The 15,971-nt window shown below is 73.9% G+C and carries 8 protein-coding genes; 4 read left to right on the forward strand and 4 right to left on the reverse strand.

The genetic code is table 11. The features are described 5' to 3' along the window. Positions 1–18: 18 nt before the first annotated feature. Entirely contained in the window at positions 19–2,643 is a 2,625-nt protein-coding gene (locus AC2D9U_RS02640) for a bifunctional acetate--CoA ligase family protein/GNAT family N-acetyltransferase (protein WP_484746198.1), read from the reverse strand. 139 nt (positions 2,644–2,782) lie between these two features. Between AC2D9U_RS02640 and AC2D9U_RS02645 the strand changes: the two genes are divergently transcribed. Beyond that, positions 2,783–3,736, forward strand: coding sequence for an alpha/beta hydrolase (locus AC2D9U_RS02645; RefSeq protein WP_484746199.1), 954 nt, complete (start codon positions 2,783–2,785; stop codon positions 3,734–3,736). Here AC2D9U_RS02645 and AC2D9U_RS02650 read toward each other — a convergent pair. After that, positions 3,733–4,884, reverse strand: a complete 1,152-nt coding sequence (locus AC2D9U_RS02650) for an amidohydrolase (RefSeq protein ID WP_484746201.1) — start codon at positions 4,882–4,884, stop codon at positions 3,733–3,735. The genes AC2D9U_RS02645 and AC2D9U_RS02650 overlap by 4 nt on opposite strands. 117 nt (positions 4,885–5,001) lie before the next feature. Here AC2D9U_RS02650 and AC2D9U_RS02655 point away from each other — a divergent pair, with 117 nt between their 5' ends. Together AC2D9U_RS02655 and AC2D9U_RS02660 are read left to right on the forward strand one after the other, a co-directional pair. Beyond that, the gene (locus tag AC2D9U_RS02655) at positions 5,002–6,822 is read left to right on the forward strand and encodes an autotransporter assembly complex protein TamA (RefSeq protein ID WP_484746202.1); all 1,821 of its coding nucleotides are present in this window, start codon (positions 5,002–5,004) and stop codon (positions 6,820–6,822) included. Then, positions 6,797–10,627 carry a translocation/assembly module TamB domain-containing protein gene (locus AC2D9U_RS02660; RefSeq protein ID WP_484746204.1) on the forward strand — a complete coding sequence of 1,277 codons (3,831 nt, stop codon included), beginning with the start codon at positions 6,797–6,799 and terminating at the stop codon, positions 10,625–10,627. Before AC2D9U_RS02655 ends, AC2D9U_RS02660 begins: the two co-directional genes overlap by 26 nt. Here AC2D9U_RS02660 and AC2D9U_RS02665 read toward each other — a convergent pair whose 3' ends face one another. Continuing rightward, the gene (locus AC2D9U_RS02665) at positions 10,628–12,139 is read right to left on the reverse strand and encodes a DASS family sodium-coupled anion symporter (protein WP_484746210.1); all 1,512 of its coding nucleotides are present in this window, start codon (positions 12,137–12,139) and stop codon (positions 10,628–10,630) included. It lies immediately after the preceding gene. Positions 12,140–12,210: 71 nt separating this feature from the next. Next, a complete protein-coding gene (locus AC2D9U_RS02670; protein ID WP_484746213.1) occupies positions 12,211–13,902 on the reverse strand; it encodes a methyltransferase domain-containing protein in 1,692 nt (563 codons plus the stop codon). A 105-nt stretch (positions 13,903–14,007) separates the two neighbouring features. Between AC2D9U_RS02670 and AC2D9U_RS02675 the strand changes: the two genes are divergently transcribed. Beyond that, complete coding sequence (locus AC2D9U_RS02675) at positions 14,008–15,819, forward strand: ABC-F family ATP-binding cassette domain-containing protein (RefSeq protein ID WP_484746215.1); 1,812 nt, start codon at positions 14,008–14,010, stop codon at positions 15,817–15,819. Positions 15,820–15,971: the final 152 nt, after the last annotated feature.

Raw genomic sequence — 15,971 nt, forward strand, 5'->3', positions numbered from 1 at the left:
GAAGAAGCGGGCGGTGGCTCACACCGCCCGCTTCGCCTCCACCACCTCCTCATCCTCCGGGCTGCGCCGCGTGGTGAAGCCGAGCCGCTTCACGAAGGCGAGCATCGGCGCGTTGTCCGCCAGCACCTGGCCGGAGATCGTGCTGATGCCCCCGCTCGGCGCCCAGTCGAACAGGCGCTGCATCAGATGCGCGCCCAGCCCCTGGCCCTTCATGCGCGCATCGACGATCACGGCGAATTCGCCCGTCTCGCCATCCGGCTCGCGGATCAGGCGCGAGACGCCGAGCATCTCCTCCCCGCCGCCGGACAGGGGGCGCATGGCCACGAAGGCCATCTCCCGGTCGTAGTCGATCTGCGTCAGCCGCGCGATCTGCACCGGCGGCAGCTCCTTCAACTGCGAGAAGAAGCGGTAGCGGATATCCTCGGGCGACAGGCGCGCGATGAAGGCGCGATGCGCGTCCGCGTCTTCCGGGCGGATCGGGCGGAGCGTCAGCACCTCGCCGGATTTCGTGGCCCAGCGCGTCACCCATTCCTCCGGGTAGGGCGGGATGGCGAGCATCCCGCGCTCGCCCGCCGGGCGAAGGTCGAGGCTGGCATCGCCCGCCAGCACGCCCTCGGCATCGACGAAGAGCGGGTTGACGCCAAGCGAGGCGACTTCCGGGAAATCCACCGCGATCTGGGAAAGCCGGACCAGCGCCTCTGCCACCGCGGGCTCGGCCGCCGCCTCCTGGTCCCGATAGCCGGCCATGAGCCGTGCCGCGCGGGTGCGCGCGATCAGCGCATGCGCCAGCGTCATGTTCAGCGGTGGCAGATCATGCCCCGCATCGCCGAGCAGTTCCGCCGCCGTGCCGCCCAGGCCGAAGCCGAGATAGGGGCCGAACATCGAATCCTCGGCCAGCCAGAGGCGCAACTCCAGCGCCCGCGCCGCCTGGCGCTGCACGAGGAAACCATCGAGCCGCGCGCCCGGGCGCAGCCGCTCCAGGCGCGCCAGCATCTCCGTCGCCGCCTCGCGCACGGCCTCGGGATTGCGCAGGCCGAGTGCGACGCCGCCCACATCCGTCTTGCGGGAGATCTCGGCACTGCGCAGCTTCAGCACCACGGGAAAGCCGAGCATGGCGGCCGCGTCCACCGCCTCCTCCACGCCCGCCGCCACGCGGCCGGGCACCACCGGCAGGCCATAGGCGGCCAGGACGCAGAGCGCCTCATCCTCCGTCAGCGAGGCCCGCCCTTCGGCGCGCACCGCGGCGAAGAGCCGGGCGACGGCGGCACGGTCGGGCTTGAGCGCCAGCACCTCGCGCCCCGGCAATTCGGCGGCCGCGGCGCGGTTGCGCCGGTCCGCGAGCAGATGCAGCGCGCCATGCACGGCGGCCTCGGGCGTGGGAAACACCGCCAGGCCCGACGCGGCCAGGGCGGCGCGCTGCACCCCGGCCGTCGCCTGGCCCGCCCAGCACAGCAGCACGGGGGCAGCGCGGGTCGCCTTGGCGGCGGCGGTCAGGGCGGCGGCGATGGCCTGCGGATTCTCGCCCGCCACCGGCGCGTGCAGGGCGATCACCGCGTCCACCTCCGGCACGGCGGCCAGCAGGGCGGCTGCCTCGCCCAGCGCCATGCCGGCCAGCGGGGGCAGGATGATGGGGTTGCGCCCCCGAAACCCGCCGGGCAGCGCGATGGCGAGGCTCGCCAGCGCGGCCTCGGGCAGCGGGGCCAGCCGACCGCCCTCCACCAGCACCGCATCGCCCGCCAACTGGCCGAGCCCCGTGCCATTGGCGACGATGGCGATGCGGTCCCCCACCCCGGGCCGGGTCGCGAGCTTGGTGCGCGCCAGCGTCTCGGCGGCCGAGAGCAGATCCTCGAGCCCGCTGACGCGCAGCACGCCGGCGCGGCGCAGCGCCGCCTCCATCACCGCATCGCCCGTGCCGGAGCGCTCCACGAGCCGCCCGCCGGCCCGCAACGCGACCACCGGGCGCGTGCGCGCGGCGGCACGGGCGGCGGAGATGAACATGCGCCGGTTCTTGATGCGCCGCAGGTCGAGCAGGATCGCCCCGGTCCCGGGATCGCGCGAAAGCCAGTCCAGCGCATGGGCGAAGCCGAGATCGCTGTTGGCGCCGATGCCGATGACATGGCTGAAGCCCACGCTCTCGGCCTCGGCCCAGTCCAGCACGGTGCGAATGATCGCCGCCGATTGCCCGACCAGCGCCAGCTTGCCCGCGCGCGGCGGCACATGGCTGAGCGAGGCGTTGAGTCCGATGGCCGGCACGCAGATGCCGAAACTGCCCGCGCCCAGCGCGCGCACGCCGGTGCGGCGGCAGATGGCGGCGAGGTCCGGCGCATCGCCCGGCACCACGGCGGCGAAGCAGCCGCGCGCGGCCAGAGCCACCATGGCGGGCTCCAGCGCCGCCTCCGGCAAGGCGAGCACGGCGAGATCCGGCAGGTTCGGCAAGGCGGCGATGCTTGGCGCCTCGGTCAGCCCCTCGGCGGTCATGCCCACCACCGCGAGCGAGCCGCGGAAGCCGCCCGCCGCGAGGTTGCGCGCCAGCAGCCCGGCGATGGGCAGGGCCGGATCCGCGATCAGGGCGACATGCCGGGGGCGGTAGAGGGCGCGCTCATCGAAGCGGCCGGGGCGCGGGGCCAGGGAGGTCAGGGTCATGGTGCGATGCAGCATGTGGGGTCGCGCGGGGCGTCGCAACGCATCATCGCATGACGCTTCGGCCATATCCCAGCCTGAAGGGGTTGCGGTGTGCGGCGGCGCGCCATTCCATGGGCCTCGAGTCAGCATGAGGAACGCCATGCCCGCCCCCGATCCCCGCTGGGACCCCGAGATGCTCGCCTTCAGCGCGATGATGGAGGCGGAAGGGGCGCGGCACCCGCCCATCGAACTCGCCCTGCCGCTGGATGGCGCGCGCGCGACGACCGAGGCGCTGAACCTGCCGCTCTGCGCCGGCGGGCCGACCCTGCAGGAGAGCGCCGATCTGTGGCTGCCGATCCGCGGCCGGCGCCTGCAATGCCGCTTCCACCGCCCCAAGGACGGCGCCTTGCCCGTGCTCGTCTACATCCATGGCGGCGGCTGGATCTGGAACAGCATCGATACGCATGACCGCATGATGCGCGAATATGCCCAGGGCGGGGGCTGCGCCGTGATCGGCCCCGACTATTCGCTCAGCCCCGAGGCCGCCTTCCCCCAGGCGCTGGAGGAATGCGCCGCGGTGGTGCGCTGGGTGGCGCGGGAGGGCGCGGCACAGGGCCTCGACCCGAGCCGCATCGCGCTGGGCGGCGACAGCGCCGGGGCGAACCTCGCCATGGGCGTGGCGCTGCTGCTGCGCGAGACGGATCCGGACCTCAGGCTCTCGGGCCTGCTGCTGAACTACGGCGTCTTCGATTCGCGCACCGACACGCCGAGCTACGCCGAATTCGCCGATGGCTACTTCCTGACGCGCGAGAAGATGCGTTTCTACTGGAACTGCTACGCGCCGCGCCCGGCCGACCGGGTGAACCCGCTCGCCGCACCGCTCCGCGCCGATCTGCGCGGCCTGCCGCCGGTGCTGCTGCACATCGCGGAGCTTGACGTGCTGCTGAGCGAGAACCTCGCCATGGGCGAGAAGCTGCGTGCCGCGGGCGTGGCGGTGGAGCAGGCGGTGTTCGCCGGCACCGCCCATGGCTTCCTGCGGGCGGCCAACCATGTCGCCAAGGCGCGGGACTCGCTGGCCCAGGCGGGGGCCTGGCTGGGGCGGGTGTTGGGTTAGCGCCCGGCCAGGGCGCGCTTCGCCACCTCGGCGAGGAAGCCGCTCGCCGTCGGCAGGATCGAATCGTTGAAGTCGTAGCCGGGGTTGTGCAGTTCGCGCCCGCCCTCGGCCGGGCCATTGCCGATCCAGACGAAGGCGCCCGGCGCCTCCTTCAGGAACCAGGAGAAATCCTCCCCCGTCATGGCCGGCGGCACGTCGCGGCGCAGCGGTGCGACGGCGGCGGCCGCGGCGGCAGCCAGGTCGCGTTCCTCCGGATGGTTGGCCGTGACCTCCACCCCCTGGCGGAAGCCCACCGTGGCGCGCACGCCGAAGGTGGCGCCGATGCCCTCCCCCACGCGCCGGATGCCCTCTTCCAGCGCCGCGCCGGCGCTGTCGTTCAGCCAGCGCGCGGTGCCCTTCAGCACGACGCGGGAGGGGATCTGGTTCTGCGCCTCGCCGCCCTCGACCACCGTGACGCTGACCACCCCGCCCGAGAGCGGGTCGATGTTGCGCGCCACGATGCTCTGCAGCGCGACGATGCAATGCCCCGCCGCCAGCATCGGGTCGCGCGAGAGGTGCGGCAGCGCGGCATGGGCGGCGTGACCGTCGAAGGTCACGTCGAAGCGCGCGCCGGCGGCCATCACCGGGCCGTCATGCACCGCGATGGTGCCCGCCGGCAGGCCGGGCCAGTTGTGCCAGCCGAAGATGCGCTCCATCGGGAAGCGCTGGAACAGCCCCTCCGCCACCATGCGCTTCGCGCCGCCGCCGCCTTCCTCCGCCGGCTGGAACACCAGATGCACCGTGCCGGTCCAGCCCGGATCGTTCAGCAGGAGCTGCGCGGTGCCGAGCAGCGCGGTGGTGTGGCCATCGTGCCCGCAGGCATGCATCACCCCCGGGATGGTCGAGCGATAGGGCAGGCTCTCATTCAGTTCCTGGATCGGCAGCGCGTCCATGTCGCCGCGCAGGCCGACGCTGCGGTTGCTCGCGCCGCGCCGCAACGTGGCGACCACGCCATGCCCGCCCACACCTTCCGCGATCTCGGCCACCCCCATCTCGCGCAGCCGGGCCACGACGAAGGCGGCGGTCGCGCCCTCCTGCAGGGTCAGGCCCGGATGGGCATGCAGGTGGCGCCGCCAGGCGGTGAGAGTCTCGGCGAAGGGCTTGTCCATGTCATAATCCTAGCCCGCCCGCGCCGGCCTCTCCACCCCCGAGATCGCCGCCCGGGCCCAACCAGAGGGAATCGCCGGATCTTCGCCGCCCGCCTGCTCCTGGCCCTGCTGTTGCTGATGGGCGTGCTCCCCGCGCAGGCGCAGGAGCGCGCGGCTGACTCCAACCCCGAATCCGTGCCGGGCGCCCTGCCCGTCGCCATCACGCTGCTGCCCACGGGGATCGAGCGGCTGGACGATCTGCTGGCCGCCACCTCCAACCTCCGCCGCCTGGCCGAGCCCGCCCCGGTCGATGCCTATGGCCTGGTCGCGCGCGCCGGCGCCGAGCCCGCGGTGCTGGAGGAGGTGCTTCGGGCCGAGGGCTATTGGGGCGGGCTGGTGGAGATCCGCCTCGCCGGCCTGCCGATGACGACACCGGGCCTCGCAGAACGCCTGGCCGCCGCGGGCAGCCCGGTGCCGATCGAGATCAAGGTCACCCCCGGCCCGCTCTACCGCCTGCGCCAGATCGACCGGCGGGTGCGCGACCCGGCGGAGGCCGAGGCGCTGGCGGCGATCACCCCCACCCCGGCCCTCACGCCCGAGGACCCGGCCCGTGCCGGCGCCGTGCTGGATGCCGAGGCGGGCGTGATCCAGGCGCTGCGCGAGGCCGGCCACCCGCTGGCCAGCGTCGTCTCCCGCGACGTGACCGTGGACCATGACGCCAAGGTGATGGATGTCGCCTGGGTCTTCGCCCCCGGCCCGCAGGCGCGCTTCGGCACGCCCGAGATCAGCAGCAGCGGCCGGGTGAACCCCGCCCTGCTCGCGCGCCTCGCCGGGCGGCTCGACGGGCAGGTCTTCAGCCCCGGCGCGGTGGAGCGGACGCGGCGCGACTTCCTCCAGCTCGGCGTCTTCGACACGGTGCGCGCCCGCACCGGGCAAAGGCTGGATGAGGCCGGCCGCCTGCCGGTGACCTTCGCCACCACCGACCGGCCGCGCAACGCGGCGGGATTCTCCGTCGCCTATGAGACCAATTACGGCCCGACCGGGCGGATCTACTACGAACGGCGCAACGTCTTCGGCAATGCCGAGCGGCTGCGCCTGGAGATGGAGGGCTCGCGCCTCGGCCTCGGCACGGAGGATTCCAACGCGCGGATCGCCGCCAATTTCCGCCGCCCGGCGCTGTTCCAGGGCCAGACCAGCCTGGTGGTGGACGCCCAGGCGCTGCGTGAGCGGCTGAAGGCCTATGACCGCGACGCGATCGTGCTGGCCGTCACGCTGGAACACCCGTTGGCCGATCGCTGGGTGCTGCAGGCGGGGCCGGTGCTGGACCTCAGCCGGGTCGGCCGGGACGGGCAGCTCGACCCCTCGAATCTCGTGGGCGTGCTGGTGGGGCTGCGCTTCGACACCACGGATTCCGTGCTGGACCCGCGCAGCGGCATCCGCGCCCAGGCCAATGTCATCCCCTATACCGGGCTCGATGGCAGCGACGGCTTCGTGCGCATGGTGGGCACGCTGCGCACCTATTTCGACCTGTTCGGCGATGGCGGCTCGGTGGTGGCGCTGCGCGGCACGCTGGGCAGCATCACCGGGGCGGAGGCCGCCGTGCCGCTCGACAAGCGCTTCTATTCCGGCGGCGGCGGGTCCGTGCGCGGCGTCTCCTACCAGTCGATCGGGCCGCGCGATTCGCAGGGCCGGCCCGAGGGCGGGGTGAGCCTCGCCGAGGCCTCGGTGGAGCTGCGCCAGCGCATCCGCGGCAGCTTCGGCATGGTCGCCTTCCTCGATGCCGGCACCGTCGGGCAGAATCCTTTCCCGGATTCGGCCGATCTGCGCATGGGCGCGGGCCTGGGCGTCCGCTACGCCACCGCCATCGGGCCGCTGCGGCTCGACCTCGCCATTCCCCTGCGGCAGCGCGCCGGGGACGATTCCTACGGGCTCTATGTCGGTCTCGGCCAAGCCTTCTGAGCCGCCGCGCCGCTGGGGACGGCGCTGGGCGCTGCGCCTGGGCGCCGCGCTCGGCTTCGTGCTTCTGCTGCCCGTGCTGGTGCTGGCGGCCGGGCTGCTCTGGGCGAATACCGAGGGCGGGCGCGCCAGCCTCGCGCGGCTGGTGGCGTCGCAGGTGCCGGGGCTGACGCTCGCCGGGCTGGAAGGGCCGCTGCCCGGCCGCCTCGGCCTCGCCCAGGCCAGCCTTGCCGATGGCGCGGGGGTGTGGCTCGAGGTCGAGCAGGCCAGCCTGAAGCTCGATCTGCGCGCGCTGCTCGGCGGCACGCTGCGGGTCGAGGCGCTGGAGGCCAGCCGGATCACCCTGCACCGCCTGCCCGAAAGCGCGCCCGACGCCGCGCCCCGCCCGCCCGGCCCGCTGCTGCCCGAATTGCCGCATCTGCCCGTGGCGGTGCAGCTCGATCGGCTGCAGGTGGGCGAGATCCGGCTGGGCGAGGCGGTGCTCGGCCAGGCCCTGGCGCTGCGGGCGGAGGGGCGCGCGCGGCTCGACCCCTGGGGGCTGACCGCGCTGCTGGATGTGGCGAGCCCCGAGGGCACCACGCTGCTGGGGCTCGAGGCCTCGCTGCGCCCGGGCACGGGGCGGCTTGGCGCCAAGCTGATGCTGCGCGACGCCGCGGGCGGGCCGCTGGTGCGCCTGCTCGGCATCACCGACCAGGCCCTGGCGCTGGACCTGACGCTCGATGGCCCGGCCGAGGGCGCGACGCTGCGGGCCGAGGCCGATGCCGGACCCGACATCGCGCTGCGCCTGGAAGGCACGCTGCGCGCGCCCGATACCGCCCGCCTCGCCGTCGAGATCGGGGGGGAGCTGCGCGCCGCGCCGCTGCTGCCCGCCCGCTTGGCTGGCCCCCTCGCCGCGCCGCTGGCCTTCGAACTCCGCGCCGCGCGCCGGCCGGACGGGGCGCTCGACCTCGATGCGCTGCGCCTCGCGCATCCGCTCGGCACGCTCTCGGCCCAGGGCCGCGTGACGCCGACCGGCGCGCTCGATCTGCGCGCCGAGGCCCTGCTGCCGGACAGCGCGAGCCTCGCGCCCCTGCTGCCCGAGGCCATCGGCTGGGCCGGGCTGCGCGCCACCGCGCAGCTCACTGGCCCGCAGGCGGCACCACGCCTCGTGCTGGAGGTTGCGCCCGAGGGGCTGCGCAGTTCCCTCGCCCCCCTCGCCGCCCTGCTGGGCCCGACGCCGCGCCTGACCCTGGACGCCACGGCGCCGGACCGGATCACGCGCCTCGCGATCACCGGCGCGGGGCTCGACGCCCAGGCGCAGGGCCGGGTGGGCGAGGTGCTGGACCTCGCGCTCTCCCTTCAGGCGCGGCTGGAGGAAGGCGATGTCACCGGCAGCTTCGGCCTCACCGCCGAAGCCAAGGGCCCGCGCGCCGATCCCGCGCTGCGCCTGACCGCCGAGAGCGACCGGTTGAGCGCCGCGGGGCGGGTGCTGGAGGGCTTCCGCCTCGCCGCCGAGATCGCCACGCCGCTCAGCGCCCCGCGCGTCACCGCAACCGCCGAGGGCCGCTTCCAGGACCTGCCGCTCAGCCTCGATGTCGCCGGCGCGCCGGAGGATGAGGGCTGGCTGCGCCTGGCCCGCACGGCGCTGCGCTTCGGCCCGGCCGAGGCCAGCGCGGCGGGCCGCCTGCACCCCGAGCGGCGGCTGTTCGACGGCACGCTCGCCGTGACGGCGCCGGATCTCGCCCCCTTCGCGGCTATCCTAGGCCGCCCCCTCGCCGGTGCGGCGACGCTGCAGGCCGCGCTGACCGCGCCGGAGGGGCGGCAGCGCGGCGAGGTGGTGCTGGAGATCCCGCGCCTCACCCTGGCCGAGGCCTCGGCCAGCGGGCTGCGCGCCACGGCGCGGGGCGACCTCGCGGGGCTCGACCTCGCGCTGCGCGGGCGGATCGACCAGATGGAGACGGAGTTCGCCGCGCGGCTCAGCGAGATCGAGGGCGGCGCCAGGCGCATCGACATCGCCACGCTGCGCGCCACGGGGGCGGGCGAGGCGGTGCGCCTCACCGCCCCGGCGCGGCTGACGCTCGGCGCGGATGGCGGGCTGGAGGTCGCACCGCTCACCCTCGCCCTCGGCCGCGGTGCCACGCTGCGCGCCGAGGGCCGCTACGGGCCGGAACGCGCCGATCTGCGGCTGGTGATCCCGCCCTTCCCCGCCGCCGGCCTCGCCAATCTCCTGCCCGGCACGCAGCCGAGCGGCACGCTGGGGGCGGAGCTGCGCATCACCGGCGCGGCCGCCAGCCCCGACCTTGCCCTCACGCTGCGCGGCAGCCAGCTGCGCGACGCCCGGCTGCGCGGCGTGCCGGCGGCCGAACTCCGCGCCGAGGCGAAGCGCGAGGGGGCGGGGGCGATCACCGCCCGCGCCGAACTCGGCATGGGCGCCGCCGCGCGGCTGCTCGCCACGCTGCGCCTGCCCAGCGGCCCCGGCGGGGCGGTGGAGGGCGCGCTGGACGGCAATGCCGACATCGCCACGCTCACCGCGCCGCTGCTCGCCACGGGGGCGAGCCGCGCGGGCGGGCGGCTCAACCTCGCGCTGCGGCTCACCGGCACGCTGGCCGCGCCGCAATTCGGCGGCGAGGCGCGGCTCACCGGCGGATCCTACCGCAACCCGCTCTTCGGCACCGCGACCTCCGACATCAACGGCACGCTGCGGGCCGAGGGCGAGCGGCTGCGCGTCGCGCTCACAGGGCGCAGCGGCAGCGGGCGGCTCAGCCTCGCGGGCACCCTCGCGCCGCTGACGGAGGGCTTCCCCCTCGACCTGCTGCTGACGGCGGAGGGCGCGCAGCCCGTGGCGATGGACCTGCTGCGCGCCACGCTGGATGCCGAGCTGCGCTTTGCCGGGGCGCTCGGCACGGGTGCGACGCTGAGCGGGCCGATCCGGCTGCGCCGCGCCGATATCCGCGTGCCGGAACGCCTGCCGCCCACGGTCCGCTCGCTCGGCCAGGTGAGGGAGATCGGCAGCCCGCCGGGCCGCCCGCCCCGCCCGGCCCTGCCCGCCGCCCCGCCCGCCCCGCCCCAGACCAGCGCGCCGATCAGCCTCGCCGTCAGCTTCGCCGCGCCGCGGCAGGTCTTCGTGCGCGGGCGCGGGCTGGATGTGGAAATGGGGGGCGATCTGCAACTGGTGGGCACGCTGGACGCCCCCGACATCACCGGCGAGTTGGCGATGCGGCGCGGCGACGTGCAGGTGCTGGCACGGCGCCTCGCCTTCGAGCGCGGGCGGCTTTCCTTCGATGGCGGGCTGATGCCGGAACTCGATTTCCGCGCCACCAGCGCCAGCGGCGACACGACGGTAGCGGTGGAGGTCACCGGGCCGCCCAACGCGCCGATCATCGCCTTCACCTCCGTGCCCGAATTGCCGCAGGACGAGGTGCTGGCGCGGCTGCTCTTCGATCGCCCCGCCGGGCAGCTCTCCCCGCTCGAGGCCGCGCAGATCGCCCAGGCCATCGCGGGGGCGACGGGCATCGGCAATGGCACCGTGGCCGGGGTGATGAACCGGGTGCGGGAGACCTTCGCGCTCGATCGGCTGGCGGTGACGGGCGGGAATGAAAGCGCCTCCTCCCGCACCGATCCGGATGAACGGCGCGGGGCGACGCTGGAGGCCGGGCGCTACATTGCCGAGGGGGTCTATGTCGGCGTGCGCCAGGGCACGGAGACGGGCAGCACGCGCGTGGGCGTGCGCGTGGAACTCACCCCGCGCGTGCGGCTCGAGGTCGAGACCGGCGATCGCGAGGCGGGCGAGCGGGTGGGCGTCTCGATGGAGTGGCAGTGGGGGAGGTAGCTACACCCGCATCCAGCCCAGCCACTCCCACCAGGTCGCTGCCAGCAGCAGCATCACGCCCCAGCCGGCCAGCGTGATCACCACGCCCGAGCGCGTGAACTCCCGCCCCTGGAAGCAGCCCGTGCCATAGGCCACCAGGTTCTGCGGCGCATTCACCACCAGCATGAAGCCGAAGGAGACGGCGAATTGCAGGATCATGGTCACGCCCAGCACATTCACCGGCACGCCCGCGCGCGAGACCTCCTGCAGCACCGCGATGACGATGGGGATGAAGGCCGAGGCGAGCGCGGTGGCCGAGGCGAAACCCAGATGCACCAGGATCAGGAAGGCGGAGAGCACGGCCACGATGGCGAAGGGCGTGGCGGTCTTGAGGCCGAAGCCTTCCACGATCAGCCCCGCCAGCCAGGGCGCGCCGCGCGTGGCGACCAGCACGGTACCCAGCGCCACGCCCACGCCGAACAGCAGCAGCGTGCCCCAGGGCACCGCGGCCTGCGCCTGCTTCCAGCTCATCACCCCGATGCCCGGCAGCAGCAGCACGGCGATGGCCATGATGGTGGTGCTGGCGGTGTCGAGAGGGTGCAGCTTGCCCTCGGTGGACCACAGCAGCAGCAGCCCGGCCGCCGCCAGCAGCGTGCGCCATTCCGGCCCCGTCATCGGCCCGAGCGCGGCGAGATCCGCCTGGATGCGCGCGCCACCGCCCTCGATCCGCTCGACCTCGGGCCGGTGCATGCGCCAGAGGATGACATAGAGCACCGGCGCCATGATGAGCCAGAAGGGCAAGGCGGCGATGAACCAGTCGAGCCAGGTGACACTCTGCCCCAGCGCGCGCTGCGTGAAGCCGAGCATGGTGGCGTTCTGCGCCGCCGCCGTCAGCACGCCGACATTCATCACCGAGCAGATCTGCGCCGAGCCGATCATCAGCAGCGCGGCGAGGCGCGATTCCCGGCTGATGCCGAAGGCCGCGATGATGCCGAGCATGATCGGCACCACCGCCGAGACCCGCGCCGTGGCCGAGGGCACCAGGAAGGCCAGCAGCACGCCCACCGCCAGCGCGCCGGCAAAGACCGCGCGCGTCTCGGACCCGACTCGGGACAGGACCAGCAAGGCGATCCGCCGATCGAGCCCCGTGGCGCCGACCGCGCCGGCGAAGACCAGCGCCGCGCCCACCAGCACCACCGCATTGTTGGCGAAGCCCGCGATCGCCCAGTCCCGCGCGCGGGTGATGCCGATGGTCCTGCTGGCATCGGCGATGTCGGGCGCCGTGCCGATCAGCAGGATGATGGCGACCGCGATCAGGATGGCGCTGACGGTGGTGTCCACCGCCTCGCTCACCCAGAGGATCACCGCGAAGACCAGGATGCCGATGGCGCGCTGCCCGGCCACGGGCAGGCCCGCGAAGGGGGGCAGCAGGCAGATCAGCGCCAACGCCGCCGCCGCGCCCAGCAGCCCTACCCAGACCCGTGGCGGCACCGCCGCCTTCATCGCGCTGTCCATGCCGCCCCCCATCGCCATTGGCAAAGGCTAGGAGTGATCCTGGCCCCGCGCCTTGCGCGGGATCAACCCGGGCCCTGCCCCGCGCGGGATCAACCCGCGACCGCCGGCACGCGTCGCACCAGCATCGCATCCAGCTCGGCCCGGCGCGCCCAGAGATCGCGATACCAGGCGAGCCGCGGGGCGACCTGCGCATGCAGCATCCGCTCCGCCGAAACCCAGGCGCGCGCCGCCTCGGCCATGGCCAGGGCGCGCGCGGGCGCATCGAGCAGGGCGCGCAGCTCAGCCGCGAAGGCCTCCGGCGTGGGCACGATCAGCCCCGTCTCGCCATGCCGGATGCTGCCCGCATAGACGACGGGGCTGGCGAGGCAGCACAGCCGATGCCCGCCGGCCTCGATCGCCTTCAGGTCGGATTTCATGCGGTTGAAGCGCGTATCCGCGAGCGGCAGGAAAGCCAGTTCGCAGCGCGCCAGCACCTGCCGGTAGCCGGCGTAATCGGTGGTCGGGGTGAAGCGCTTGTGCGGCGTATCCAGCGCCTCGAAGCTGCGGCGGTCATGCACCACCTCGATGGCCAGGCGCCCCTCGGCCTCGGCGAGCAGGGTATTCAGTGCCGGCAGGAAGGGCGCGATGTCGGCCTCGCGGTTCAGCGCGCCGAAGAACAGCGTCAGGCACCGGGGATCGCGGAAATTGCGCGGCGGCGGCAATTCGGCCAGCGCGTTGGGGAAGACGCCGATGGTCTCGTTGAAGGGGGAGAGCAGGTCGCGCAGCACCGGCGTGGAGGTCTGCACCGCATGCACGCCGCGGAAGGCCAGATGGTCGGTCTGCGCGATGGTCGGCCAATGCGCCGGGTCGTCGTCGAATTCCTGCACGATGACCGCGCCGGTGGCACGCAGGCTGCGGATATAGGCGGGGCTGTCCGGGCTGTTCAGCAGGCGCCGATGCAGCACGATGATGCGCGGCACGTCGGGCTCCAGCGCCGGCATCTCGGCCGCCTGCCCGGCCAGCGTCATCACGCCGGGGCGCGTGGCGAGCGCGCTCAGCGGCTCCAGGATCCGCACATCGTTGACGCCGCCCACGGGCTTGAGCGTGCGCGCCACCACCACCATCGGCCGGGGCGGGCTGCGCGTGGCGCGCCAGACATATTGCAGCGGCGCGCTGCGCCGCAGCCAATCGGCGGGTGTGACGCCCATGGCCTGCAGCGCGGGCGCCATCTGCCGCGCGAAGGCCTCGGCCTTGTCGCGCCCGAAGATGCGCGGGACGACCTCCAGCGGGGTGAGTCCCGCCTGCTCCAGCGCGGCCTTCATGCTGCCGCGCGTGAACCAGCGCAGATGCGTCTGGTCGAACAGGCCCGTCTTCTCGTAGCGCCACTGCCCGCTGAGCAGCCGCGCGGCGAAGGACCAGTGCTCGACATTCGGCACGCAGACCAGCAGCACGCCCTCCTCGGCCAGCAGCTGGGCGTCGCGCTTCAGCACGCCCCAGGGGTCGCGCAGATGTTCCAGCACATCGCCGAAGACCATGGCATCGAGCGTGCCAGGTGCCACCGGCGGCGCCGTCGTTTCGATATCGAGGCGCAGCACCTCGTCGCAATGCGCCGCGGCGGCGCTGGCGAGGGCCTCGTCCGGCTCGATGCCGAGGAAGCGCGTGGCGGGATTGCGGCGCTTGAAGGCGGCGGCGAGCCCCCCCGCGCCGCAGCCGACATCCAGCACCAGCCTCGCATCCAGCGGGATGCGGCCCAGCAGGTCCGGGTTGGCGTGCAGGCCATAGGTGTCGTCAGGGGCGCTCATGGACCGATCCTGCACGGCCGGGCGGGCGGTTCAAGGGGCGGTTCCTTGACCCGCGCGCGCGGGCGCGACCTTGACGTGGCCCCGGATGCCAAGCACCTCAGCGCCATGGCACTGCCCCCCCTTCTGCATCTGCGCGACATCCGGCTTCGGCTCGGTTCAACCCAACTGCTCGACGGGGCGGAGATCGCGGTGGCGCCGGGGGACCGCCTCGCGCTGGTGGGGCGCAATGGCAGCGGCAAATCGACCCTGCTGAAGATCGCTGCCGGTCTCCTCGACGCCGATGCCGGCACGCGCTTCGTCCAGCCGGGGGCGACGATCCGCTATCTGGCGCAGGAGCCCGACCTGGCCGGCTTCGCCACCACCGGCGCCTATGTGGCCGCCGGCCTTGGCCCGGGCGATGACCCGCATCGCGGCCGCGTGCTGCTGGAGGGCCTCGGCCTGAGCGGGGAGGAAGAGCCCTCCCGCCTCTCGGGGGGCGAGAAGCGCCGCGCGGCGCTGGCCCGCGCCCTCGCCCCTGAGCCCGACATCCTGCTGCTGGATGAGCCCACAAACCATCTCGACCTGCCCGCGATCGAATGGCTGGAACAGGAGCTTGCCGGCCTGCGCAGCGCGCTGGTGCTGATCAGCCATGACCGGCGATTCCTGGAACGCCTCTCCCGCGCCATGGTCTGGCTCGACCGCGGCACGACGCGGCGGCTCGAGCAGGGCTTCGGCCAGTTCGAGGCCTGGCGCGACCAGGTGCTGGAGGAGGAGGAGACGCAGGCCCACAAGCTCGCCCGCAAGATCGTGCGCGAGGAGCATTGGCTGCGCTACGGCGTCACCGCGCGGCGCAAGCGCAATGTGAAGCGCCTCGCCGGGCTGCAGGAGCTGCGCAAGCGCCGCAAGGAACGCGTGACCGCACCCGGCACGGTGCGCATGGCAGCGAGCGAGGCCTCGGAATCGGGCAACCTCGTCGCCGCGCTGGAGGGCGTGACCAAGGGCTTCGCCGGGGCGGCACCTGTGGTGCGGGACCTGACCACGCGTGTCATGCGCGGCGACCGCGTGGGCATCGTCGGCCCGAATGGCGCGGGCAAGACCACGCTGCTCAACCTGCTGACCGGCGTGTTGGCACCCGATTCCGGCACGGTGCGGCTGGGGGCGAGCCTGCAGATGGTGACACTCGACCAGAATCGCGAAAGCCTCGACCCCGACGCGACGCTGCAGGATGTGCTGACCGGGGGCTCGGGCGATGTGGTGCGCATCGGGTCCGAGACGAAGCATGTGGTCGGCTACATGAAGGACTTCCTCTTCCTGCCCGAACAGGCGCGCACGCCCGTGGCCGCACTTTCGGGCGGCGAGCGCGGGCGGCTGATGCTGGCGCGGGCGCTCGCCACGCCCTCGAACCTGCTGGTGCTGGACGAGCCGACCAACGACCTCGACCTCGAGACGCTGGACCTGTTGCAGGAGTTGCTGGCCGACTATGCCGGCACGGTGATCGTGGTCAGCCATGACCGCGACTTCCTCGACCGTGTCGCGACCAATGTGCTGGCCTCGGAGGGCGATGGGCGCTGGCAGGACTATGCCGGCGGCTACTCGGACATGGTGGCGCAGCGCGGCCGCGGCGTGCAGGCCAAGGCCCTGGCCGCCGCCGCTGCCGCGACCCCGCGCGAGGCCAGCGAGGGCGTGCGCATCGCCGCCCGGCCGAAGATGTCCTTCAAGGACAAGCACGCGCTGGAGACCCTGCCCGCGCGCATCGCGACGCTGGAGCGCGAGATCGCGGCACTGCAGACGGCGCTGGCCGACCCCGCGCTCTACACCCGCGACCCTGCCGGCTTCGCCGCGCGGACCTCGCTGCTCGGCAAGAAGCAGGCCGAGCGCGACGCGGCGGAAGAGGAATGGCTGCGCCTGGAATTGCTGCGCGAGGAGCTGGAATCCTGAGCCCGTGATCCCACCGGCCGGACGGATCGACCTGCGGCCAGCGGCGCTGGCCGAGCGGCCGGATGGCCGCCGCGCCGAGTGGCGCGCAAGCCAAGCGGCCGGATGGCCGCGCCCGGCGCTTGAGGGCAAGGATGAGATACCAATGAGTCACT

The organism is Roseomonas sp. TF40 (assembly GCF_057219975.1).